The sequence below is a fragment of the Antrihabitans auranticaus genome, from assembly GCF_016481275.1.
In the GTDB taxonomy this organism is placed as follows: Bacteria; Actinomycetota; Actinomycetes; order Mycobacteriales; family Mycobacteriaceae; genus Antrihabitans.
The window spans coordinates 82,249-105,457 of sequence record NZ_JAEMNW010000002.1; the positions used below are offsets into that span (position 1 = coordinate 82,249).

At 62.8% G+C, this 23,209-nt stretch carries 22 protein-coding genes; 21 read left to right on the top strand and 1 reads right to left on the bottom strand.

From position 1 onward, the window contains the following. Nucleotides 1-9: 9 nt before the first annotated feature. The 18 genes from JGU72_RS08320 (at nucleotide 10) to JGU72_RS08405 (ending at nucleotide 18,428) form a co-directional block, all read left to right on the top strand. On the top strand, nucleotides 10-984 hold the full coding sequence (locus JGU72_RS08320) for a PDR/VanB family oxidoreductase (RefSeq protein WP_199683350.1): 975 nt from the start codon (nucleotides 10-12) through the stop codon (nucleotides 982-984). Beyond that, nucleotides 981-2,003 carry an aromatic ring-hydroxylating dioxygenase subunit alpha gene (locus tag JGU72_RS08325; RefSeq protein ID WP_199683351.1) on the top strand — a complete coding sequence of 341 codons (1,023 nt, stop codon included), beginning with the start codon at nucleotides 981-983 and terminating at the stop codon, nucleotides 2,001-2,003. Before JGU72_RS08320 ends, JGU72_RS08325 begins: the two co-directional genes overlap by 4 nt. Before the next feature lie 351 nt (nucleotides 2,004-2,354). Further along, complete coding sequence (locus tag JGU72_RS08330; protein WP_199683352.1) at nucleotides 2,355-2,846, top strand: B-4DMT family transporter; 492 nt, start codon at nucleotides 2,355-2,357, stop codon at nucleotides 2,844-2,846. Nucleotides 2,847-2,850: 4 nt separating this feature from the next. Further along, nucleotides 2,851-3,627 carry an MlaE family ABC transporter permease gene (locus JGU72_RS08335; protein WP_199683353.1) on the top strand — a complete coding sequence of 259 codons (777 nt, stop codon included), beginning with the start codon at nucleotides 2,851-2,853 and terminating at the stop codon, nucleotides 3,625-3,627. Continuing rightward, nucleotides 3,627-4,496, top strand: a complete 870-nt coding sequence (locus tag JGU72_RS08340; protein WP_199683354.1) for an ABC transporter permease — start codon at nucleotides 3,627-3,629, stop codon at nucleotides 4,494-4,496. The genes JGU72_RS08335 and JGU72_RS08340 overlap by 1 nt, the downstream gene beginning before the upstream one ends. Further along, nucleotides 4,493-5,680 (top strand): MCE family protein, encoded by a 1,188-nt coding sequence (locus tag JGU72_RS08345; protein WP_199683355.1) that lies wholly within the window; start codon nucleotides 4,493-4,495, stop codon nucleotides 5,678-5,680. The genes JGU72_RS08340 and JGU72_RS08345 overlap by 4 nt, the downstream gene beginning before the upstream one ends. Further along, nucleotides 5,677-6,690 carry an MCE family protein gene (locus JGU72_RS08350; protein WP_199683356.1) on the top strand — a complete coding sequence of 338 codons (1,014 nt, stop codon included), beginning with the start codon at nucleotides 5,677-5,679 and terminating at the stop codon, nucleotides 6,688-6,690. The genes JGU72_RS08345 and JGU72_RS08350 overlap by 4 nt, the downstream gene beginning before the upstream one ends. Further along, nucleotides 6,687-7,727, top strand: coding sequence for an MCE family protein (locus JGU72_RS08355; protein WP_199683357.1), 1,041 nt, complete (start codon nucleotides 6,687-6,689; stop codon nucleotides 7,725-7,727). The genes JGU72_RS08350 and JGU72_RS08355 overlap by 4 nt, the downstream gene beginning before the upstream one ends. Next, the gene (locus tag JGU72_RS08360; protein ID WP_199683358.1) at nucleotides 7,724-9,019 is read left to right on the top strand and encodes an MCE family protein; all 1,296 of its coding nucleotides are present in this window, start codon (nucleotides 7,724-7,726) and stop codon (nucleotides 9,017-9,019) included. Before JGU72_RS08355 ends, JGU72_RS08360 begins: the two co-directional genes overlap by 4 nt. Then, the gene (locus JGU72_RS08365; protein WP_199683359.1) at nucleotides 9,016-10,143 is read left to right on the top strand and encodes an MCE family protein; all 1,128 of its coding nucleotides are present in this window, start codon (nucleotides 9,016-9,018) and stop codon (nucleotides 10,141-10,143) included. The genes JGU72_RS08360 and JGU72_RS08365 overlap by 4 nt, the downstream gene beginning before the upstream one ends. Then, nucleotides 10,143-11,345 carry an MCE family protein gene (locus JGU72_RS08370; protein WP_199683360.1) on the top strand — a complete coding sequence of 401 codons (1,203 nt, stop codon included), beginning with the start codon at nucleotides 10,143-10,145 and terminating at the stop codon, nucleotides 11,343-11,345. The genes JGU72_RS08365 and JGU72_RS08370 overlap by 1 nt, the downstream gene beginning before the upstream one ends. A gap of 49 nt (nucleotides 11,346-11,394) precedes the next feature. Beyond that, complete coding sequence (locus JGU72_RS08375) at nucleotides 11,395-11,910, top strand: hypothetical protein (protein ID WP_199683361.1); 516 nt, start codon at nucleotides 11,395-11,397, stop codon at nucleotides 11,908-11,910. After that, nucleotides 11,907-12,482: a twin-arginine translocation pathway signal gene (locus JGU72_RS08380; protein WP_199683362.1), complete on the top strand. Its 576-nt coding sequence runs from the start codon at nucleotides 11,907-11,909 to the stop codon at nucleotides 12,480-12,482. The genes JGU72_RS08375 and JGU72_RS08380 overlap by 4 nt, the downstream gene beginning before the upstream one ends. Nucleotides 12,483-12,876: 394 nt before the next feature. Continuing rightward, the gene (locus JGU72_RS08385; RefSeq protein ID WP_199683363.1) at nucleotides 12,877-13,899 is read left to right on the top strand and encodes an ABC transporter ATP-binding protein; all 1,023 of its coding nucleotides are present in this window, start codon (nucleotides 12,877-12,879) and stop codon (nucleotides 13,897-13,899) included. 195 nt (nucleotides 13,900-14,094) lie between these two features. Further along, nucleotides 14,095-15,126 (top strand): Abi-alpha family protein, encoded by a 1,032-nt coding sequence (locus tag JGU72_RS08390; protein ID WP_199683364.1) that lies wholly within the window; start codon nucleotides 14,095-14,097, stop codon nucleotides 15,124-15,126. Between the two features lie 39 nt (nucleotides 15,127-15,165). After that, the gene (locus JGU72_RS08395; RefSeq protein ID WP_199683365.1) at nucleotides 15,166-16,590 is read left to right on the top strand and encodes a DUF445 domain-containing protein; all 1,425 of its coding nucleotides are present in this window, start codon (nucleotides 15,166-15,168) and stop codon (nucleotides 16,588-16,590) included. A gap of 33 nt (nucleotides 16,591-16,623) precedes the next feature. After that, nucleotides 16,624-17,412 (top strand): universal stress protein, encoded by a 789-nt coding sequence (locus JGU72_RS08400; RefSeq protein ID WP_199683366.1) that lies wholly within the window; start codon nucleotides 16,624-16,626, stop codon nucleotides 17,410-17,412. A 110-nt stretch (nucleotides 17,413-17,522) separates the two neighbouring features. Beyond that, entirely contained in the window at nucleotides 17,523-18,428 is a 906-nt protein-coding gene (locus tag JGU72_RS08405) for an alpha/beta hydrolase (RefSeq protein ID WP_199683367.1), read from the top strand. 10 nt (nucleotides 18,429-18,438) lie between these two features. Here JGU72_RS08405 and JGU72_RS08410 read toward each other — a convergent pair whose 3' ends face one another. Then, nucleotides 18,439-19,053, bottom strand: a complete 615-nt coding sequence (locus JGU72_RS08410) for a TetR/AcrR family transcriptional regulator (RefSeq protein WP_199683368.1) — start codon at nucleotides 19,051-19,053, stop codon at nucleotides 18,439-18,441. 82 nt (nucleotides 19,054-19,135) lie between these two features. Between JGU72_RS08410 and JGU72_RS08415 the strand changes: the two genes are divergently transcribed. The 3 genes from JGU72_RS08415 to JGU72_RS08425 are packed head-to-tail and all read left to right on the top strand — an operon-like array spanning nucleotide 19,136 to nucleotide 23,181. Continuing rightward, on the top strand, nucleotides 19,136-20,122 hold the full coding sequence (locus JGU72_RS08415) for a Rieske 2Fe-2S domain-containing protein (protein ID WP_199683369.1): 987 nt from the start codon (nucleotides 19,136-19,138) through the stop codon (nucleotides 20,120-20,122). A gap of 17 nt (nucleotides 20,123-20,139) precedes the next feature. Then, entirely contained in the window at nucleotides 20,140-21,252 is a 1,113-nt protein-coding gene (locus JGU72_RS08420) for an NAD(P)H-dependent amine dehydrogenase family protein (RefSeq protein ID WP_199683370.1), read from the top strand. Nucleotides 21,253-21,285: 33 nt separating this feature from the next. Then, nucleotides 21,286-23,181, top strand: a complete 1,896-nt coding sequence (locus JGU72_RS08425; RefSeq protein WP_199683371.1) for an alkyl/aryl-sulfatase — start codon at nucleotides 21,286-21,288, stop codon at nucleotides 23,179-23,181. Nucleotides 23,182-23,209 lie beyond the last annotated feature (28 nt).

Below are 23,209 nucleotides of genomic sequence, written 5' to 3' on the forward strand. Positions count from 1 at the left end.
GGCACCACGATGACTCAGCCAGCCAAAAGTGCTTATCGTGAAGTCGAGGTCGACCTCGAGGTGCGACGTCGTGAAGTCGCCGCCGATGGGGTGCTCACCCTCACGCTCGCGGACCCCACGGGAGCAGACCTGCCTGAATGGGCGCCAGGAGCACACATCGATCTCATGCTGGAGCCGAATCTGGTCCGTCAGTATTCGCTGTGCGGCACAACGGCAGACCGTGCCGAATGGCAGGTCGGCGTCCTGCGCGATCCGGAGAGTCGCGGCGGATCCCAGTATGTCCACGACAAGCTGCACGAGGGTGACAAAGTACGAGTTCGAGGGCCGCGCAACCACTTTCCTTTGGTCGGAGCACGGCGCTATGTCTTCATCGCGGGCGGCATCGGCATCACGCCGATCAAGGCGATGATCGATGCGGTCGTTGCCACACAAGCTGATTGGCACCTGTATTACGGGGGCCGGTCGCGCTCGACGATGGCATTTCTCGACGCGCTCGAACAGCACGGCGAGCGGGTGTCCGTTTTCCCGCACGATGTCGCGGGCAGACTCGATCTCAGCGAGATACTGGGGCAGCCGGCCGGCGATACGCTCGTCTACTCCTGTGGTCCGGGAGGTCTCCTGACGGCCGTCGAGGAGGCGTGCCGAAGCTGGCCCGATGGCACTCTGCACATAGAGCGGTTTGCGGCAAAGGAGTTCGACGGCGGTCCCGAGGGTGACAGCGAGTTCGTTGTCGAGTGTCAAAGCACAGGCGTGAGTGTGACTGTGCCACCGGACAAATCGATCTACGACGCGCTCGAAGACGCAGGCGTCGACGTTCTCGGGTCGTGCATGGAAGGCGTGTGCGGGACCTGCGAGTGCGATGTGCTCGAGGGCGAACCCGACCACCGGGACTCGGTGCTGAACGATGCCGAAAAGGCGAAGAATCAATCGATCATGATCTGTGTTTCGCGATCACGTTCCGAAAGGTTGGTGCTGGACATATGAGGGCCAACTATCCGTTCAACTGCTGGTACGTCGCCGCAACGAGTGCCGAGGTGGGGGCTGGACTGTTCGCTCGCCGCATGCTCGGAAAGCACGTCCTGCTGTATCGGCAAGAGTCGGGCGAGGTCGTCGCCATGGAAGATCGCTGTGCGCATCGGCCGCACCCGCTGTCGACCGGTCGGCGGCATGGAGATCGAGTAGCTTGCGCGTACCACGGGTTCGAATACGACCCGGACGGACGCCTGGTCGACGTTCCGTCGCAGGAGAACGTGCCGCCCGGCGTGCGTGTGCGCACGTACCCGGTTCGCGAACAGTCGCCGTTCGTCTGGGTCTGGCTAGGGGAACCCGGTGCCGCCGAGCTGCGCTTGCCACCGCGGCTTTCGTGGCTGGGTGCGGACGACTGGCCCAGCTCTATGGACACATTCCGCGTCGAGGCCAACTATCTGCTGCTGCATGAGCACTACCTGGATCTGACGAATGTGTTCCACATGCACCCTGATGCCGTGCCACCGGACCTCCACGCGCTGCCCGCTCTGGACGAAGTCGAGGTTTCGGAGAGATCGGTGTCCTATTCGCGGTTGACGACTGCAACGCGTCCGGCGGCATGGGAGAAGGATGTGACCGGGGTAGCGGCCGAAGAGCGAACAGCACGCCTCGAAGAAGGGTCGTTCGTATCACCCGGCCTGCATGTCCAGCGTTATGTCGTCGATCCGCACGGCGAGCGCCCGTACACGGTGCTGCGGATTCAGGGATTTACGCCCGAGTCCGAAGGCGTGACGCACGCTTTCGTTCGTATCGCCCGAGACTTTGCGACAAGTGATTCCGCGGTGACCGCATACCTGCAGCAAATGTTTCACGAGATGGCGGTGCGGGATTGCGCCGCCCTCGAAACAATGCAAATTCGAATCGATGAAGAAACCGAACCGCGCCGCAATATCAATGTCAAGGCTGACCGTGCCGCGTTGCGGGCACGCAGGATTTCCCGCGACATGGTCGACGAGGAGTCCGGATTCAGTATCTAGCGCGCAATTCGGTTGCGGTAGAAACGAAGTCAGGATAGATCGGCTTAGTCCGGCGGGAAACAGTCGCCATTGTTGCACCGTTCCGAGCTGGAATGGGGCGAAACGGCACACCGAATACTACGAGGAAGTACATGTTGGAGCGCACTCCAACAGGGGTCGGAAATCTTCGGGGAACGCTCCGTTGTCCGACGTGCGCACCGGCGGAAGACTCACGGTAGGAACGCCAATGCGTGCGGCTCGAATTCAACTGAGCCTTGCCATTTTTCGAAAATTCTCCAGGAGAGTGGGCATGTCCCTCAGGTCGATTTCGCCGCATTGCGAACGAATCGTTTATGCGTCGGAACGCAGACGATGAAGTCAGTAGGAGTGACCAAGCAGTCGTGGTTGCTGCGCGGGCTCGCGTTGGCTGGCGTACTGGTTGTGGTCAGGATCGTGATGGGCGCTCTGGTCGAGGCGTCGCCGGAGCATGGCACCGCGGTACGGATGGTCGGTCTTCTCATAGTCGTCGGCGTCTCGGCGACGTGGGGCTTCGTCGATGGAAAACGCGATCGACGCAACCACCCGGATCCCGATCACGGCGGCACCGATCTCGTGATGATGTGGATGTTCGCAGCGATCGTCGCGGGACTCTCCGCCGGTCTCGTCTGCTGGATCCTCGGGAAACTGGGGTTGAACATGGGCGACAACTCGTTGTTCTTCGAACTCGTTTCCGGTGCGTCCTGGTCGCTCCTGCTAGTTCTCGTCGGTGCGCTGGCCGGAAAGGTGCTCGGCGCAAAGACAGCCCAGCGGTCACTCCCCGAAATACACCACGTGTCGCCCTCATCGACCGCAGCCGAAAGGTAGCCGAATGCCCGCCATCTCTACCGCCCTCATGAAACCCCTTGGGGCGATGGGGGAGTTCTTCGCCCTCTCGGCGGACGCGTTTCGTGGAATGGCCGTGTGGCCGTTTCAATGGCGCGAGTTCCTCGATCAGTGCTGGTTCATCGTGCGAGTGTCATTGGTCCCGACATTGCTTGTGGCGCTGCCGTTTACGGCCTTAATCAGTTTCACGTTCAACATCCTTGCGGCGGAGTTCGGCGCCTCGGACGTGGCGGGCGCGGGTGCGACCCTGGGCGCGGTCACGCAGGTTGGACCGGTGGTCACGGTGCTCGTCGTCGCCGGCGCCGGCGCAACCGCGATTTGTGCCGACCTCGGTTCACGCACGATCCGCGAGGAGATAGACGCAATGGAGGTGCTCGGCATCGATCCGATCGTGCGACTCGTTTCGCCACGCGTGCTTGCCTCGATGCTGGTTGCGCTGCTGCTCAACGCGCTGGTCTGCGCCATCGGCATCGTCGGCAGTTTCGTCTTCTCGGTGTTCTTTCAGAACGTCACCCCCGGCGCATTCGTGGACGGCATTCCGCTGCTCACCGGGTTGCCCGAGTTGGTGATCTCGGAGGTGAAGGCAGGGGCCTTCGGATTGATCGCGGCGTTGATCGCGTGTTATCGCGGGCTGACCGTGAAGGGCGGGCCGAAGAGCGTCGGGCAGGCCGTCAACGAGACGGTCGTTTACGCCTTCATGGCGTTGTTCGTCGTGAACGTTGTTATGACCGCCATCGGCATCAAGATGACAGCAGGTAGATAATGACAATTGCCATCAGGCGTGGGGCTAGCCTCGACCAGTTTCGGACGAAAAGCGTTGCACGCGCGAAGAGTTCGAAGAAATCTCTCGACGAGATCGGGCGCCAGGCGGTGTTCTACCGCAATGCCGTTCTGGAGATTCCGATCGCGTTGATGCATTACCGGCGCGAGACGATTCGGTTGGTCGCCGAGGTCGCGCTCGGATCGGGGGCGCTCGCGCTGATCGGCGGCACTGTCGTGATCTGCGGATTCCTGACGCTGTCCGCGGGCGCGGTTGTGGCGCTGCAGGGATATGCGTCGCTCGGTGACATCGGTGTCGAAGCGCTGACCGGCTTTTTCGCGGCGTATGTGAACGTTCGCATTGCGGCTCCCGTCATCGCGGGTGTCGGACTGGCCGCGACCATCGGTGCCGGCGCGACAGCGCAATTGGGTGCTATGCGGATCTCGGAGGAGATCGACGCGCTCGAGGTCATGGGTGTGCGGTCGGTCCCGTACCTGGCGTCCACACGAATCGTTGCGGGCATGATCGCGATCATCCCGATCTACGGCGTTGCAGTCGTCGCCTCGTTCATTGCCAGCCGCACGATCACCGTCGTCGTATGGGGGCAGTCGGGCGGGGTCTACGACCACTACTTCACCTCCTTCCTTGTGCCTACGGACCTGCTCTGGTCGTTCCTGCAAGCGATTCTGATGGGACTGGTCGTCATGCTCATCCACACGTACTTCGGCTACAACGCTTCCGGCGGACCCGCCGGTGTGGGGGAGGCCGTCGGGCGTGCAGTACGCGCGTCGCTCGCCGCCGTCGTCTTCGTGACCCTTGCCGTTTCCCTGGCCGTCTACGGCGTGTCGGGCAACTTCAACTTCGCCGGATGAGCGGCCGGCGTCAGCGGCGTGCGCAGAGCCAGCCGCATTACACATTGGACGGAGTTCTCTTCATCCTGTCGTTGGTGCTGGTCGCAGCGTTCGTCGCGTTCCAGTTCCGCGGCACCTTCATCAAGAGCGTCGACGTCGACCTCCTGGCACCACGTTCCGGCCTGAATCTCGAACCGGGAACTCGAGTGAAGATGCTCGATGTTCAGGTCGGCCGCGTGGCGAAGGTCGAGGAGGTCGACGGCTACGCCAAGGTCGAGCTCGACCTTTTCCCGGAGCAGGTCGACGCGATCCCGGTCAACGTGGCGGCCTCGCTCGACTCGACAACTGTTTTCGGGGCGAAGTACGTCAATCTCACACTGCCGAAGGATGCTTCGGAGACGAAGATCGGGAACGGCGACACCATCGATGCCCGCAACATCACACCTGAGCTGAACACTCTCTTCGAGCGCCTGACCACGGTGCTGCGGGCAGTATCACCGGAAGACCTCAACGCAACCCTCACAGCTGTGGCGGATGCGTTCCGGGACCGGGGCGAACAGGTCGGCAACACGCTGGTCGCAGCGGACTCGTACCTCAATGCGCTGCGGCCGAGTCTGGACAATTTGCAGCGTGACCTCGTCGGTACAGCCGATGTGGCCGACATCTACGCGGACGCCGCGCCAAGCCTGCTGAGCAGCGTCGAATCGCTGACGACGACAGGTTCCACGATTCTCGAAAAGGCGGACGACTTGGACCGGTTCCTGCTTGCCGCAATCGATTTCGGCAACTCCGGTAGCACTGTTCTGAACGACAACGAAGCGGTGGTCGCGATCTTGCTGCGCAATCTTGTGCCGACAACTGAACTGCTGGAGGAGTATTCGCCCGAATTCCCCTGCTTCTTCCAGGGCGTGGACGAGGCACGCGCAGGCGTCGAGCAGGTCGTCGGTGGCACGGTGCCCGGCTTCAACATCAGCGGCACGCTACTTGCCGGCGATATGCCCTACCGGTATCCGCGCGACGTTCCGAAGGTTGCCGCCAGCGGTGGTCCGGCCTGCGGCCGACTGCCGTCGGTGAATGTCGCGGACGGTCCGGCACCGTACGTGGTGACCGACACGGGAGTGAACCCGTTCGCGCCGAACGGGCGGCCCGCACAGCTCAACGTCCTCGACTTCATGTTGTACGGCGTTCCGGGAGGCCTGCGATGAAGACTGCGATCAAGTTCGGACTGTTCGGGGTCGCGATGGTGGTGGTACTCGTCTTGCTCGTACTGGTGCTCGGCCAGATCCGTCTCGACAGTAGGACCGAGTATCAGGCCGATTTCGCGGATGCCTCGGGTATCAAGGCGGGTCAGGTGGTCCGCATCGCCGGTGTCGACGTCGGCCGCGTGTCCGCGGTAGATGTGGCAGGCCGTGAGGCGCATGTGACGTTCGACGTGGTGGACAACGTCCGGATCACGCCGGACGCCACCCTTCAGGTGCGCTACCAGAACCTGCTCGGCGACCGGTATCTCGAAATCACAAACGGTGCAGACATTGCCGATCCCATGACCGAAGGCGGGACATTTCCCGTCGAACAGACCAAGTCCGCGCTGGATATCGACGCGTTGCTGGGTGGCCTTGCGCCGCTTACCCGATCGCTGGAACCCGCGCAGGTCGACCGGCTTTCGGGCGAATTGCTGCAAGTTCTGCAGGGCCAGGGCGGAACCGTCACCGGCCTGCTGCAGCAGGTTGCAGCGCTGACGAGCCAGCTTGCAGATCGGGATGCGTTGATCGGCGCCGTCATCACCAACCTGGGCACCGTGTTGCAGACAGTCGGTGACGAGAGCGGCGCGCTGTCGAGCATCATCGATCAACTGCAGCAACTTGTGACGAGGTTGTCCGAACAGGGCGCGCCGATATCCGACGCGCTGGTCCGGATCAACAGCGGATCCGCGACCGTTGCCGACCTGCTGCTCGACGATCGGCCCGCGATCGCCGGCGACATCGCAGAATTGAACAGGACCGCAACGGTTCTCGATGACGGTCGCGCTCAGGTCGAGGCAGTGCTCACACAACTGCCCGAGGCGTACCAACGGCTCAGCCGCCTCGGGTCCTACGGCAGCTTCTTCAACTTCTATCTGTGCGCCGTGACGATCGAGGTCGACGGGCCCGGTGGAGCGCCGATCATCGCCAAACTCGTTCAGCAGCAACAAGGCAGGTGTGTGACTCCGCAATGAAAACCTTCGAGAAGGACAAGAGCACCCGAGCTGGGCTGATAGGGCTTGTCGTCATTGCCGCTACGGTTGCGGCGGTGTCGAACTACGACAACCTCTTCTTCATCGACTCCGACCACGAGGTGAAGGCGGTCTTCGCTGACGCCGGTGGCATCAAGACCGGCGACAAAGTCGAATTCGTCGGCGTAAACGTCGGGAACGTCAGCGAGATCGACTTGCGCGGCACCGATGTCGTGGTCACGATGTCGGTCCGCGACGATCTGGATCTGGGGTCCGCGCCGCGTGCGGAGATGCGCACCCGTGCCGTGCTCGGGGCCAAGTCGATCGTGCTGGTGCCGAGCAGCGACGATGGTCGGTTCGATTCCGACGTGGCGATACCGATCGACCGCACTCGAACTCCGTACGACCTGCCGACCGAACTCGGAAATCTCGCGGCAAACGTCGAGGACATCAACACCGACCAGTTGTCCGATGCGTTGCGTGCGACGTCGGATGTGCTCGCAGAGACCGCACCCGAGGTGCACACTGCACTCGACGGTGTGGCGCGCCTGTCGGACACGCTCGGATCGCGCGACGAGGCGCTGAAAGGTCTGCTGAAGGACGGCGCCGCGGTGACGGGCGTGCTGGCAGAGCGCCGCAGTCAGATCAATTCTCTCGTTGTCGACGGCAACACCCTGTTTGCCGAGATCGACGCCCGTCGAGCAGCGCTCGACTCGCTGACCACGAACTTGTCCGCTGTGGCCTACCAGATCAGCGGACTCGTCGCCGACAACAGAGAGCAATTGGCGCCCACCCTCGAACGCGTCAACCGCGTGCTGGAACAGCTTTCGCGAAACAGGGCCAATCTGGAGTCGGCCATTCCGGGGTTGGCAAACTACGCCCGCACCTTGAACGAAGCCCTCGGCAGCGGACCGTTCTTCCAGGCCTACGTCGCCAACCTCCTTCCCGGCCAGTTCATTCAGCCGTTCATCGACGCAGCGCTGGGTGATGGCCGCGTCCCCGCCCCGCCCGCCAATCCCATCACGGACGGACCACGATGAGCATGAACCGCAAGACGATTTCGATTGCCGCTGGTGCCGCCATCCTCGCGTTCCTGGCGTTGCTCACCTACGTCATCGTCCCCAAGCTGACGACGAAGACAGTCACCGCGTATTTTCCTGCAGCAGTGGGACTTTTCCCAGGCGACGCGGTCCGGATCCTCGGCGTCGACGTCGGCACCGTGCAGAAGATCGAGCCGGAAGGCACCCGTGTCGCGGTCGAGATGCGGCTCGACAAGAAGTGGGAGCTGCCCGCCGACGTGCAGGCCGTGATCCTCGCACCGACCCTGGTGACGACCCGGTTCGTCCAGTTGACGCCGGCCTACACCGGCGGTCCGACCCTCGACGACGGGGGCACCATCCCCGAGGACCACACCGCGATGCCAGTGGAGTGGGACGTCATAAAGGAACAGCTCACGCGGCTGACGAAAACCCTTGGTCCCCAGGGTGAAAGCGGCAACCTCGAACAGGGGACGCTGGGTACCTTCGTTTCCGACGCCGCCGACAACGCACGCGGCAACGGCGAGACCCTGCACGAAACTCTCGACAAGCTGGCTCGGACGACGACCGCTCTCTCGGACGGACGCTCCGACTTGTTTGCTGTGGTCAGGAACCTGTCGCTGCTCGTCGATGCGCTGGCTCAAAGCCACGACCAGATCGTCCAATTCAACGGCCACCTGGCGTCGGTGACACAGTTGCTCGGCGACAGCGAGACCGCGCTCGGCGACTCGGTCGCCGATCTCGATCGAGCGGTCATCGACATCGCCGAGTTCGTTCGCGACAACAAGGACGGAATCGGAACTGCCGTAAACGAACTGGGCGCCGCGACACAGGCGTTGGTCGACAAACGCCGCGATCTCGAACAGGTCTTTCACGTCGCTCCGACAGCGCTGGTCAACCTCGGCAACATCTACCAGCCCGCACAGAACGCACTCACTGCGGCGCCGGTGCTGTCCAACACCGCAAACCCGGTTCAGTTCATCTGTGGCGCGATCGCCGGCGCTGGTGAACAAGGCGCAGAGGAAGCGACCAACCTATGCATCCAGTACCTCGGCCCGCTGTTGAAGACGCTGGCGTTCAACTACATTCCGCTCGGCACCGTGATCGGCAACTCCGTCGGTGCTCTTCCCGACCAAATCGTCTACAGCGAACCAGGATTGGCGGGTCCGATCCAGACCGGCGGCGATTCACAGCTGCGGATTCCGCCCGCGCCACCGGTGCTGCCTGGCCTGCCAGGTTTGCTCCTGCCCGGTCTGCCGGCACTCCCGGCACTTCCCGGAGCAGGTCCGCGATGACCGCACTGGCACGGAAATCGACTGTTGTGGCTTGTGGATTCGCGCTCGCCGCGACCTTGACCGGCTGCGGCTGGACCGGGCTCAACCAATTCGCGCTTCCCGGTGCGGCGGGGTCGGGCGAGGGGGCGTGGACCGTCGAGATCGAAATGCCCGACGTCACAACCTTGACCGAGAACGCACGGGTCCGCGTAGACGACGTCAACGTCGGAACCGTCCGCAGCATCGAGGTCGAGAACGACCACGCGCTGGTCACAGTCTCGCTGAACGAGGGAGTGACCCTCCCGGCAAACGCGACGGCCAAGATCGGGTCGACCAGTTTGCTCGGTTCCGCACACCTCGAACTGCTCTCGCCGGACAGTCCTCAGGGTGAACTGCACGACGGCGACCGGATTCCGCTGGATCGAGGCGGTGCATATCCGACCACGGAGCAGACTCTTTCGACATTGTCGTTCCTGCTCAACGGCGGGGATATCGGCAAACTCGAGGAGATCAACCGGGAAGTCGGCCAGGCGTTGCTCGGCCGCGAAGACATCGTTCGCAACCTGCTCAGCAACGTCGAGGACTTCACTAGTCGTCTCAACGATCAGCGCGACGACATCATTCGTGCGCTCGCAGGTCTGGACCGCTTCTCGAAAGTCGTTGCCGACGATCGTGATGTGGTCGAGAACGGTCTTCGCACTCTCGGTCCCGCACTGACCGAATTGAACGAACAGCGCGACAACCTCAGCAACGCGCTGCTTGCGATCGGAAACTTCGCAGACGCTGCGGACCGGGTGATCACAGGCAGCCGAGAGGAACTCGACACGAACCTGCGTGCGCTCGAACCGACGCTGCGGGGATTGGCAGATGCGGGACCTGCGTTGCCGTCGTCGCTGTCGTTTCTGCTGACCATTCCGTTCCCGATGAACACCTACAAGAACGCGATGCAGGGTGACTACGCGAACCTGTTCCTGAACCTTGACCTCACGACGGCGCGGGTCGACCGCGCTCTGCTCACAGGAACTCCCGCGGCGGGCCAGTTGGCATCCCTCGGCGGGCTCATCGGGCAGCTGCCGCCGATCCCGCCGATCGTGGGTAATCCGCTGATCACTCCGTTGAACGTGCCAGGGCAAGGTGACAACTGATGCTTCTCACGAAATTCGTTCGCTACCAATTGATTGCGTTCGCGATCATCGCCGTGGTTTCCATCGCGTGGATAGCTGTGTCCTACATGCGCGTGCCGTCCATGCTCGGGCTCGGCCGCAACACCGTGGAACTGGTCCTGCCTTCGGGCGGCGGGCTCTACCCGAAGTCGAATGTGACCTACCGCGGCGTTCACGCCGGTGTGGTGAACGGTCTGCGGATCGAGGGGGATCAGGTGGTCGTCACGATGTATCTCGACAGCGACCTCGACATCCCCAAGGACGGCCTCCTTGCCGAAGTGCACAGCAGGTCTGCGATCGGTGAGCAGTACATCGAACTGCTGCCGCAAACAGACTTGGGTCCCTACCTCGCCGACGGCGACCGCATCGACAGCACACTGCTTCCCACCTCTACCGCCGAGTTGGTCGACACGCTCGACGTCGCGTTGCAGGACGTACCGCGTGAGGACCTGAAGTCGTTGATCGACGAGAGCGGCGCAGCGTTCACCAACTCCGGAAGCGACCTGCAGCAAATCCTCGACGGATTGGACAAGTTCCTGCAAGAGGGGCAGCAGAACCTCGCTCCGACGCTGAACTTGATCGACAACGGGGGTCCGTTGCTGGACACGCAGGTCGAATCGGCCGACAACATCCGTGCTTGGACCGGCTATCTGGACTCGATCACATCCTCGGTCGCGGCCAACGACGCTTCCGTCCGCGGACTGTTCGTCAACGGTGCCTCGGCGGGTGCGGAGGCGACCGACCTGTTCGACCGGATCGCGCCGAACCTGCCCACGGCCTTGGGAAACCTGGACTCCGTCGCCGACGTGCTGCGGATCTACAACATGAGCCTCGAACAGATCCTCGTGGTCTATCCGCCGCTCGCAGCGGGTGCGCAGAGCATCGTGCGGGGTTCGAAACCAGGGATGGTCAATCTAGACTTCAACCTCGACATCAATGCTCCGCCACCGTGTTTGACCGGCTTCGTGCCGCCCGACCAGCGGCGGTCACCGGCTGATGCGACGGTCATCGACAGTCAGACATCGAACTACTGCGCAGTTGCCGAAGACGACCCGTACGTCGTCCGTGGTGCCCGCAATCTCCCGTGTCTGGACGTACCCGGCGTGCGTGCTCCCGACGTCGACGCGTGCCGTGCAGGCGGCGCCGCGCCGCTCGGCACGAATCCGTGGATCGGAGGCCCATGACACCAGGGTTTCGATCCGACCAACCGCTCACACGACCCGAAGGCCCCACATGAAACTCCTCCCAGACGCGCTGCGGCGCGTGCTCACCCGGTCGAACGTGCTCGCGTTCGTGCTCATCGCAGTCGCGGTGACCTTCACCGCGCTGGCCGGCGCACAACTACGCGATCATCACGACGCCGAAGAGGCGCTGGCAAACGACGCAGCGATCCTCAGTGCCGCCAACTCGGGGGTCACCGCGATGATCTCGGTCCGCGACAATTCGGCTGCCGACGATGTCGCAAAGGTTCTCGACCAGTCCACCGGTGCCTTCAAGGCAGATTTCGAGCAGCGCTCGGAGTCGTTCATCAGTGTCGTTCAGGAAGCGAAGGTCGTCACGCAGGGCGAAGTAGTCGCTTCGGGAATCGAGTCTCGCGACGGGGATTCCGCGACAGTGCTGGTGTCGGCGACCTCGACGGTCAGCAACGCGGCGGGTGCGGACAACGAAACGCGGAGCTGGCGGCTGCGCGTCACGATGACCGATGACGACGGCGCCTACAAGATGTCGAACGTGGAGTTTGTGGCATGAAAATTCAAGAACTGGAAGCAGAAACGCTGGACATCGATGAAAGCGTCTCGGCCGCAGCGGATTCTCCTGCACCTGCGCGCGAGGGCAACCGGGGAAAGGTGGTCCGCGCAGTCTGCGCAGTACTGGCGGTAGCCGCCGTCGGTGCCTGGGCATTGCTGTTCTTCGCCGTCCGGCCCGACGACAGCGCGCTGGCACCCGACCGCCAGCAGGCTGCCGTCGACGCTGCCGCAGACGCGGCGGTCGCGATTCTGACCTACAAGTCCGACACCGTCGACGCAGACCTCGCAGCGGCGGACAGTCTGGTCACCGGCACCTTCGGCGACTACTACCGGACCTTCACCCGTGACGTCGTCGCACCGGCCGCCAAGGAGAAGAACATCAGCACGACAGCTTCGGTTGTCGGCAAAGCGATTTCGGAGTTCAGCGCAGACAGGGCAGTCGTCGTTGTCTTCCTGAACCAGGCCACGACCACGGCGGACGTCGCGCAACCCGCCGCGACCACAACCACCATCCGCATCGAAGTCGAACGCCACGGCGATGCCTGGCTCGTATCCAAATTCGACCCGGCATGACCACACAAGGACGCCTGACATGATCATCGACCTCGTCGAACCCATCGAGTTCATTGTGAAAGCGATTGCCTACCTACTGTTCCGCGGGCAGTTGCCACCGGCGTAGGAGGTTCGGATGAACGTGGACGATCCACGGCACGGAACGATAAACGGCTACATCAATCTCGGCTGCCGATGCTCGATGTGCCGCGACGCCAACCGAATCCGGCATGCGCACTACATCAATCGGCTGCGCGCCGAAGGCAGAACCATAGGGCGGCACGGTAGTAGCGCCGCATACGAAAGCGGTTGCCGCTGTGTGCATTGCACGCTGGCGAACACGCTCAAGGGGCGAGCGCGACGGCGACGCGCCCTGCAACGGACAAGCCGATGACCTATTGCGAAAGGAAAATACATGGGCGTCGAAGTCAGAACTGAAGGCATTACCAAGTCCTTCGGCCGCCAGAACATTTGGCAGAACGTAACTCTGACCCTCCCGCCCGGGGAGATCAGCCTGATGGTCGGCCCGTCGGGCACCGGTAAGTCGGTGTTCCTGAAGTCGCTGATCGGCCTGCTGAAGCCGGAAGAAGGCTCGATCTACATCGACGGTACCGACGTCACGACGTGTTCGAGCAAGGAACTCTACGAGATCCGCAAACTGTTCGGGGTCCTGTTCCAGGACGGTGCACTGTTCGGGTCGATGAGCCTGTTCGACAACGTGGCATTTCCGTTGCGGGAGCACACGAAGAAGTCCGAGTCCGACATCAAGCGGATCGTGATGGAGAAGATGGAACTGGTCGGACTGCAGGGTGCCGAGCACAAGCTGCCGGGCGAGATTTCGGGCGGTATGCGCAAGCGTGCCGGCCTCGCGCGAGCGCTGGTGCTGGACCCGCAGATCATTCTGGTCGACGAGCCCGACTCCGGGTTGGACCCGGTGCGCACGACCTATATTTCACAGTTGTTTCTCGACATCAATGCGCAGATAGACGCGACATTCCTGATTGTTTCCCACAACATCAACCTGGCCCGTACGGTGCCGGATAATATCGGGATGTTGTTTCGTCGCAACTTGGTGATGTTCGGACCGCGTGAAGTGTTGCTGACCAGTGACGAGCCGGTCGTGCGGCAGTTTCTGAACGGTCGGATGATCGGTCCGATCGGTATGTCGGAGGAGAAGGACGAAGCGCAGATGGCGCAGGAGCAGGCACTCGTGGATGCCGGGCACCACGCTGGTGGTGTCGAGGAGGTCGGCGGCATCGTGCCGCAGATGGTCGCGACTCCCGGCATGCCGGAACGCACTGCGATTACGCGCCGCCAGAACCGCGTTCGCGAAATCCTGCACACCCTGCCTCCGGCAGCGCAGGCGGCAATTCGAGAATCCCTGGACGGCGAGACGGCTGTGCTTTCCGGTACCACGAGCTCTTACCGAGGCGAATAGCCGAAAGTATTTGCCGCACAGGAGGTAACAACCATGTCGGAGCATTCGCGTCCTTTCGTTATCAGGGTCGCGTCGCGCGCGAGTGCTCGAGACACACGAACGCACGAACCGCGTCCGGTTCCTGAGCCGCCGCCCAGTCAAGATCCAGAGCCACGGCCGAATCCAGAGCCACGGCCGAATCCAGAGCCACGGTCGGTGCGAGATTCGGTCGACGGTGCGATGCACGACCTCGGCGCGCTCGCCGATGCGGTCGGCGATCAAGTTCGCCCGGTTGCGTCGTTCGCGGTGGAAACGGCCGACAGCATCGTCTCGGCGGTGGAGTCCGCCAGATCTGCGGGCGCGAGCATCTGGAAGGCGCTCAACGTGTTGAGCGATCGAGCGCGCTCGGACGATCATGCGGAGCCGTCTGCGGAAGATGTCGCGCCCGCAGTCGATCTCGCTGCGGGTGCGGCCTCCGATGCGATCAGCTCCGCCGAATCGGCTCGCAGTGCCGGGAACGGAATCTGGAAGATGCTCAACGACGTTCGGCGCGACCCGCTGAGTGCGGCAGGCGGGGTTCTCGACCCCCTTCGCCGTGTCTCCGAACCTGCTGTCGTGAAGAACGTCGTGACGACGGTCGGTGGGCTGTCGACCGGTTTGACGGCGGGAATACTCGGTTCGGACGAGGATCTTCGTGCCGTCGGCAACAAGCTGATCGCGCTTTCGCAGAAGCCTCACTACGAGGCCGGGGGCCGCCATCCCGCGTTTTCGCACATCCTGCATCAGCTCAATCCGGACGAGGCCCGGATGCTGCGGTTTTTGGCAAAGGCCGGCGTGCAGCCGGCGATCGATATTCGTACCAAGACCCTGTTCCAGATCGGGTCCGAGCGGCTGGCCGGCGGAATCAACATGATTGCCGAGATGGCCAGTTGCCGCTGGCCCGAACACAATCAGCAATACCTATCGAACCTCAATCGACTGGGGCTCGTCGTGTTTTCCAAAGAGCCCGTCGATGATTTCCGTCGTTATGCGTTGCTCGAGGTGCAACCACGTGCGATGGAAGCGATCGAAACGGTCAAGTCAGCGATCACTATCTACCGCAGCATTTATCTTTCGGGATTCGGAAAGCAATTCTGCGATGTCTGCTTCGACCTGACGGGCTACACGGCGGGTGGCTGGGACAAAGACGAACGAGGCGACAAAATGATCGGCTCCGGACCGCCCGCACCGCGCAAGCACAGTCACTGACTCCCGGGTACTCAACGTCGACAGATATCGAGAGATGAGATGACCAATCTAGCAGCGGGGGTTTTCCTCAATTGGGAGGAGCTGACCGGGCAGTCGAAGTTCGTCGTCGACCTTGTCAGCGTGCCGATCTTCAGCGCCATCGCCGGTCTCATAACGAACTGGACCGGCGTGATCATGCTGTTCGCACCCGTTCATTTCACAGGCTTCTATGTGCCCGGACTCAAGAAGGTGTTTCCCTTTCTGCCGCGCAAGTTGCAGATCTTGCCGACATTCGCGCCGAACGGGATCCTCGGTTTCCAGGGCTTCATTCCATGTCGTGCCGAAAAGATGTCGAGTCTGATCGTCGACAAATCCATTGCCCGCATCGGCGGCATCGGCGACTTCTACAACGAGTTGGAGCCGGAGACCCTCGCCGACAGCATTGCCAGGGCTGCCCGACCAGACATACGCAGGTTGACCACCGAAGTGATCGAGAAACAGCATCCACAACTGTGGCGGTCGTTACCGCAACCGTTGAAGGAACAGGTCATGCGCACGGTGGACGCCGAATTGCCTGCAATATCGCGGCGGGCCTTCAAGAAGATCGGCGAGAACATCGATCAACTGCTCGACGTGAAGTTGATGACGGTGAACTATCTGCGAAAGCGGCCCGACGTACTCGTCGACATCATCAAGGGAATGGCCGTACCGGAACTCCGCTTCATGGTTCGGATCGGTCTCATGGGTTTCCCGTTCGGCATTCTGTTGGCGCTGTGGCTGTCGTTCCTGCACTACAGCAGTGACCACGTGAAGCACGCGCACGAACTCGATCCCAGTGCGGCATATATTGCTCTGCCGGGATTCCTCACCTCGATCCTGCATTTCCTTCCCGCGTGGTTGTGGGTGCTCGTCGGTGCGGCTCTCATCGGCATCATCGTGAACATCATCGCGATCAAGGTGGTGTTCGAACCTGGCGAGCCACAACCTCGTTACAAATATCTCTGGAAGCAGGGTCTGTTTGCGCAACGTCAGCACGAGGCCGCTGCGGAACTCGCGCAGATGTTGTCGCTGCAAGTGCTGACAGTGTCGAATTTCGCCGACGAGTTGCTCAACGGCGCCGGTGCGGACAAGACCCGTGCATACGTCGAGGAGGCCGTCGCGGAGGAGGCCGAGCGCATCCTCGGCCCGGTGCTGCTCGTGGCCCGCAATTCGTTCGGTGTGGTCGATGTCGTCGGCCTCGAGAAAGGCGCGAGCGCCGCCGTCGTCGACTTTGCGCCCAATGTGTTCTACGAGCCCGAATTCAACAAGGAGAAAGCAAAGAAGATCGATGCCTTCGCGACCGAGAAATTTCGCGAACTGCCGCCGGACGAATTCGGCGAAATGCTTTACTCCGCCATCGAACAGGATGCCTGGCTGCTTTACGCGCACGGTGGACTGCTCGGCATTCTGGTCGGCGCCATGCACATCCTGATCTTCGGAGCCTGACATACACGATCCCCATCGAGAGGACCGCAACACATGAACGGCTATTCGAGGATCGTCGTCGGATCCGATGGATCCGCCCTCGCCCGGGATGCAGTGGCGGTCGCCGGTGTGCTCGCCATGCGGATGTCGCTACCCGTCACTGCCGTGACGGCGTGGAAGTCGGAGCTGGCCGTGCCGGGTGCGCGAGAACTGCCGTGGGCGGAGCTCACGACACAAGGTGCCGACGTGGACCTGAGCGGGGCTGGAGTTCGGGGTGTGGTCCGGGTCGAGGCCAACGGCGATCCAGCCGAGTCGTTGATCGAAGTCGCGACCGGAGACGGAGATGCACTCCTCGTCGTCGGTGCGCAGGGGCTGAGCAGTGCAACGAGCCGGCTTACTGGCAGCACGTCGAATCAGTTGTCGCACAACAGCCCGGTCGACGTCCTGTTCGTTCGCAAACGCATTGCGGCATTCGAATCGATTGCGCTGGCGACCGACGGATCGGAGACCTCGCTGCGTGCTGTGAGCCGCGGCTACGCGTTTGCCGCCGCGCTCGGCGCCGGCGTCACGCTGGTGACTGTCGCTGCCTCGGTCAGTGCGGGGGACGAACTGCTCGAGAAGGTCGCAGCGCAGCTCGCGGTCGAGCATCCGGAGTCGTCGGTGCAGCGACGCGCCTTCACTGGCAGCGCGGCGGACGTGCTCGCGAGCGACACGGGGGAGTACGACGTGCTGGTGCTCGGCAACCGCGGAATGAGTGGGTTCGCACGGGTTCTCGGCTCGACGGCAAACACGATCACGCACCGGGCGGCGACAAATCTGCTGCTTGTGAATACCACGCATTGACCCAGCCTGCTGCTTCCGAAACGAGTAACTAACTAGCCGGTCGGCACCTCTTCGCGGAGGCCGGTTCGGACGAGTATCGATGCACACGACCAATCCAGGAAGGAGACCGCATGGCCGGCAACCTGTCGATTGCGACGATCGCGGTCCCGCGCCCGATCGTGCGGGGTCTCGTGCGCGTCGCGCTTCGGCCGACGTTGAGCCCGGCAGTGCCGGTTCGTACGCAGCGCCGGTTGCTCGACGTGCTGGGTCGCGTCTCGATCCTTCCGCGCGACACGATCGTCAGCGAAGTGCGGTTGGGTCACCGTCCGGCCGAACGGATCGAAGTGCCGGGGTCCGACTCGTCGAGATCGGTGCTGTACTTGCACGGCGGCGGCTACACCGTCGGCTCCCGCACAACGCATCGCGCACTAGCGGCTCATCTGGCCGCAGCGGCCGGTGCGACGGTGTTCGTACTCGACTATCGGCTTGCGCCCGAAGACCCGTTCCCCGCCGCGCTGGAAGATGCGGTCGATGCCTACGACGCCCTGTTGGCCAGTGGTTCCCGGCCGGAACAGCTTGCCGTCGCCGGCGATTCCGCGGGCGGTGGCCTCGCAATCGCGTTGGCGCTGCGGATCCGCGACACCGGCCGGCCGCAGCCGGCAGCGCTCGCTCTGGCGTCGCCGTGGACCGACTTGACGCTCGCCGACGTCGCAGACGATCGTCGCGATCCGATGCTCACCGTCGATTGGTTGCGGTCTTGTGCTGTCCGCTATGCCGGTGTCGATCGGGCACTACCCGAGGTGTCGCCGCTGCGCGCGGACCTGAATGGGTTGCCGCCCATGGTGGTACACGGTTCGGCTGACGAGATCCTCCTGCCGTCCATCGAGCGTTTCGTCGAACGCGCCAGATCCGCCGGGGTCCGAGCGCGGTATCGCCGACTGCCGGACCTGTGGCACGTCGCGCACCTGCATGCGGGACTGATGACCGCGGCCACGGATGCGGTCGGTGATCTGGGCGAGTTCCTGCGGCAGCAATGACGGCGGGGTGTTATTCGAGATAGGCGACGATCGCGTTGGTGAGACCTCGCCGCGCGAGTTCGAGATCGGTGTAGGTGCCCAACTGCTTTTCGGACGTGATGCCGCGCATCGCCCCGGGCAGAAAGGCGGCAACTTCGGCGATTCGTTCCGGTTCGACATCGAGGTCGGCGAACGCGCGTCGGCACGTGTCGAGCCAATCTTGTCCCCACGCAACGAATTCCGCTGCAGTGCGCGGGTATTGCCGTTCGAGTTCTGCACGTTCGCGCGGCAGTGCCGCCCGCAGGTTCTCGATGGCACGGGAATCGGTGGCTGTCAGTCCGGCGTACATGTTGTCGACGATCGCTGCGACCCGCTGCCGCAATGGAGTGTCGGCTGCCACGTCGACAGGGAAGTCGCCGCGTCGTTCGGCGGTGTGATGCAGGACCGCGGCCCAGAAGCCGTCGATATCGCCGAACTGATACTTCACCGTTCCCCACGTTGCCCCGATGTCTTTGGCGATCCGGTTCCCGGACGCAGCTCCGGGGTCGCCGGACGCCAAGGATCGGAGCGCAGATTCGAGCATCGACTCCCGCGTTGCGATCCCACGCTTGTTGCTGCGTCGACCGGCGACGCCCGCATCAGTCATGTCCCGAATGTTAGTGGAGCAGGTGGCTCAGTTTCATAGAACCCTCTATTGTTTTTTCGTAGAAGGCACTACGATTCCGGCTATGGCGAAGACCCCGCTGCCGATGAACCCGACGGGCTGGTTTCAGGTCGCGTGGTCGGCCGAGGTCGGGGTCGGCGAGGTACGCAGGATGAAGTACTTCGACACCGAGCTGATCGCGTGGCGGTCGGCGACCGGCGAGGTAGCCGTGATGGACGCCTTCTGCGAGCATCTGGGCGCGCATCTCGGGTACGGGGGTCACGTCGAGGGGGACCGGATCGTCTGTCCCTTCCACGGCTGGGAGTGGAATCGCGAGGGCCGCAACGTATGTGTCCCTTACGAAAAGCACCCGAACAAGGGACGTCGCATCCGCAGCTATCCGGTAGCCGAACTCAACGAGTCGATCTTCATGTGGCACGACGTCCACGGGGGAGCACCGTACTTCGACGTTCCGGATGTACGCGCCGGCTTCGACGACGGTCGTGGTCCCGCCGATTACTACCCGGCCTATCCCACGGGCGTTCTCTTCGAGCAGCAGTTGGAATTACACCCGCAGTACGTGCTCGAGAACGGCGTCGACTTCGCGCATTTCAAGTACGTCCACAAGGTTCCGATCGTTCCTGTCTTCACCCGCCACGACTTCGATCGGCCCGTCTCGTATGTCGATTTCACGATCACCTTCGACGACTCGACCGTCTCGGCCGCGGACATCAACAGCGGAGTGCAGGCGATCAATGCCGGGCTCGGCGTCGCCGCCACCAAGAGTTGGGGAATGATCGACAACCGCACGATGTCATGCGTGACGCCGGTCGACGACTCCACATCCGACGTGCGATTCACCGTATGGATCGGGCGCGTTGCCGGGGGCGACGGTCCTGAACCACCCTCGCGGGCAAAGTATCTGGCACAGGCGGTCATCGATCAGTTCGTCGCCGACATCCACATCTGGAAGCATCAGCGCTACTCCGACCCGCCGGCACTCTCGCGCGCGGAGTACAAGGGCTTCAACGCAATTCGCGAATGGGCAACGCAGTTCTATCCCGCCAACTGAGGAAGGTCGCTACCGCCATGAGCACTCGAAAGCCGATCCGTGTTTTCCAGGTCGCCACAGGCAACGTCGGCACCGAAATGATCAAACGGATCGGCAACCACAGCGATCTGGAGTTGGTCGGGTTACATTGCTACACAACCGAAAAGGTCGGCCGCGATGCGGGCGAAATCGCTGGGCTCGCGCCGATCGGCGTACTCGCAACAGGAACGGTCGAGGAGATAGTCGCTGCGCAGCCTGACGTCGTGACGTTTCATGGCGTGTTTCCGGACGAGGCACTCTACGAGCGTGTGCTCGAGGCCGGGATAAACATCGTCACGACCGCCGACTGGATCACCGGTCACCATCGCGATCAGAACCACCCGCACCCGTCGGGCAGGAAGACGACCGAGGTGCTCGCGGCTGCGTGCCTGCGGGGCGGCTCGACGTTCTACGGCACCGGGATGAATCCCGGACTCTGCCAAATTCTCGGCGTCGCACATTCAGCCGACGTCGCCGAGATCGAGAACGTGACCGTCATCGAATCGGTCGACGTTTCGTGTCACCACTCGGTGGAGACATGGAAAGAGGTCGGGTACGGGCGGCCGATCGACGACCCCACGATCCCCGGCTCGCTGGAGAAGTACACCCGCGTCTTCTCCGACAGCGTGTACATGATGGCGGACTGCTTCGGTCTCGAGCTCGACGAGGTGAAGTTCTCCTACGAGCTAGGTGCGTGCACGAAGGACGTCGACCTAGGGTGGTATCAGATGCCCAAGGGGTCGCTGGGTGCGAATTACATCAAGTACCAGGGGATGGTAGACGGTGTTCCCCTCGTGGAATCCCATCTCGAATGGCAAATGACGCCGCACACCGAGCCGAGCTGGAACATCAAGGGCTGCTACATCACCCAGATCAAGGGCGACCCGTGTATCTACAGCAAGCACATGATCATTCCCAAGCCCGGTATACGTCTTGACAACCCGGAGGACTTCGCCGCCATCGGAATGACCGTGACCGGTCTGCCGGCGTTGAACTCCATCCGGTCCGTGGTCGATGCTGCGCCCGGAATCCTGACGAGTGCGGACATGCCGCTGCGCGGATTCGCCGGTCGATTTGCGCGGGCGCGCCGAGATCCGAACATACGGGGTTGATTTCGGCGCCAATCCCTCGCAGAGTGACTATTCATGACGATCAACGAAGACGTCGCCCCTTCGATTGCGGCGGCCAATGCTGAGATGGCGAAGACACTCGAATCCGCCGATGCTGCGGATCTGGCCGATGCCGAGCGGGGGTTCATCGCTGCGCTGAGTCCGGGTGTCGTGCAGTCGGCAGACGGAACTGTCGTGTGGGACAACGACTCCTACGATTTTCTGAACGGGCCGTGTCCGCCGACTGTGAATCCGAGCCTGTGGCGCCAGTCCGGCTTGGCCGCCAAGCAGGGACTCTTCGAAGTTACGGACCGGATCTACCAGATCCGTGGACTCGATCTGTCAAACATGACCCTCGTCGAGGGCGACTCCGGCGCCATCGTCATAGATCCGCTCATCTCGGCCGAAACGGCAGCGGCCGGACTCGCGCTCTATCGCGAGCACCGCGGGGACCGGCCCGTGACCGCGGTGATCTACACGCACTCCCACATCGACCACTTCGGCGGTGTCAAGGGCGTCACCACGACAGAGGACGTGACGGCGGGTCGCTGCGAAATCATTGCTCCCGCAGGTCTGGTCGAGCATGCCGTGGCGGAGAACGTCTACGCAGGCACCGCTATGGGTCGCCGTGCGGCGTATATGTACGGCGCCGCTCTGCCCGTCGGCCCTCGCGGCGCGGTCGGAGCGGGCCTCGGACAGACCACGTCGACCGGCACGCCCACACTCATCACGCCCACTCTGAACATATCGACGACCGGCCAGATCGAGACCGTCGACGGGGTTCGCATCGAGTTCCAGATGACGCCGGGTACCGAGGCGCCGTCGGAGATGAACTTTCACTTTCCGGACCTCCGGGCGTTGTGCATGGCCGAGAACGCAACGCACACACTGCACAACCTGCTGACGCTGCGCGGTGCGCTGGTCCGCGATCCGCATGTGTGGTCGCGATATCTCACCGAGTCCATCAACCGGTACGCAGCAAAGTCGGACGTACTTTTCGCGTCGCATCACTGGCCCACCTGGGGTACCGAACGCCTCACAGAGTTCCTCGCGTTGCAGCGGGATCTTTACGGCTACCTCCACGATCAGACCCTGCGACGAATCAATCAGGGCTACACCGGGATCGAGATCGCCGAGGACATCGTGCTGCCGCCGGCGCTGACTGCCGCGTGGCACACGCATGGCTACTACGGTTCGGTCAGTCACAACGTGAAAGCGATCTATCAGCGCTATATGGGCTGGTTCGACGGCAACCCGGCGCACCTGTGGGAGCACCCGCCCGTCGAGTCTGCAAAGCGGCATGTCGAGTTCATGGGCGGCTCAGCGGAAGTGCTACGCAAAGCCCGACAGTCGTTCGCGGACGGCGATTTCCGGTGGACAGCGCAGGTCGTCAACTACGTCGTGTTTGCCGAACCCGACAACGCCGAAGCGAAAGCGCTGCAGGCGGACACATTGGAGCAACTCGGATTCGGCGCGGAGAACGGGCCGTGGCGCAACTTCTACCTCACCGGCGCATACGAGCTCCGGCACGGGTCGGTGGGCACGCCGACGGAAGCGAATGCCCCCGATATACTCGCCGAGCTGTCGGTCGAGCAGGTTTTCGACGCGATGTCGCTGCGCGTCGACGGACAGAGCGCGTGGTCGGCGCACATCGTCATCGATTGGCACATCACCGACGAGAACGTCGTGTATCGCATGCAGCTACGCAACGGCTTGCTCGTGCACTGGGTGCTGGAGGGTGAATCGGGTTCTCCTGATGCCACTTTCACGCTGACTCGGCAAATGTTGATCAGGGTACTGTTCGGCGGCTTGGACCTCGAGAAGGCGATCGCAGAAGGCCACCTGACCGTTGCAGGTGACATCGCGAAACTAGCCGCGCTTGCCGGATACTTTGACAATCCGGATCCGGGCTTTGCGATCGTGACTCCTTAGAAGGGCGGTCGGCTCGCTGGGCACGCCC